The organism is Nocardiopsis sp. MG754419 (assembly GCF_018207095.1).
GTDB lineage: Bacteria > Actinomycetota > Actinomycetes > Streptosporangiales > Streptosporangiaceae > Nocardiopsis.
This window is the reverse complement of the sequence record NZ_QOCZ01000321.1, coordinates 1-860: the sequence shown is the minus strand read 5'-3', so window position 1 is coordinate 860 and position 860 is coordinate 1. Positions and strand designations below refer to the sequence as shown.

General features: G+C 69.9%; 1 protein-coding gene. It reads left to right on the top strand.

Annotation, left to right across the window (positions count from 1 at the left end; translation table 11 throughout):
- Positions 1-197 precede the first annotated feature (197 nt).
- Positions 198-671, top strand: coding sequence for a ribonuclease HI (rnhA, locus tag DSY14_RS27900; protein WP_211719578.1), 474 nt, complete (start codon positions 198-200; stop codon positions 669-671).
- Positions 672-860 lie beyond the last annotated feature (189 nt).

Sequence of the window (860 nt, the reverse complement as noted above, 5' to 3'; positions counted from 1 at the left end):
GGTGGGCACGGTGCGGGGTGGGGTTGTGACGGTGGGAGACCGGTCGGTGGTGGTCGGTGTGATGGTGCCTTTGGTGCTGTAAGTGGTCTTTTTTTGGGGTTTTCGGGGCGCCATTGGGGTGGATTGGCTCCGTGTTCGGCTCTGAAAGTGGGGTGTGTGGCCTTTTCGTGACCTGTGGGGGCGGTAGATTGCCCGGCATGCACAACGGGGACGAGGTCGATGCGGCATCGACGCAACGCGTGGTCATCTACACCGACGGGGCCTGCAGTGGCAACCCCGGCCCGGGAGGGTGGGGTGTGTGGCTGCGCTATGGAGAACACGAGCGTGAGTTGTACGGGGGCGAGGCGCAGACCACCAACAACCGGATGGAGCTCATGGCGGCCATCCGGGCATTGGAGAGCCTGACCCGGCCGGTACCGGTGCTGGTGCACACCGATTCGTCCTACGTGCGCGACGGCATCACCACGTGGGTGCACGGGTGGAAGAAGCGCGGGTGGACGACGGCCGGCAAGAAGCCGGTGAAGAACGTGGACCTGTGGCAGCGCCTGGACGCGTTGGCGGCGCGCTATGAGGTCGAGTGGCGGTGGGTGCGCGGCCACAGTGGTGATGAGGGCAACGAGCGCGCCGACGAGTTGGCCCGGCGTGGTCGGGACGAGGCCGCGGCCGGGTAGGGGCGGCGAGTGCGCGAGGCGACGGGCGGTCCGGTGGCGGGCCGCCCGTCGGTGTGTGCGGTGCCGGGTGTTCGGGGCGGCGGGACGAGGCCGCGGGGCAGGGCCGGGCGAGTGTGCGGGGTCCCTGGTCCGTGGTGGTCAGGCGGGGGGTTCGGCGAGGTCGTCGACCATCAGGCGGCGGGGTCCGGG

Coding starts and splice junctions, on each gene's coding strand:
- rnhA (WP_211719578.1), top strand. CDS start 198: ATGCACAACGGGGACGAGGTCGATGCGGCATCGACGCAACGCGTGGTC.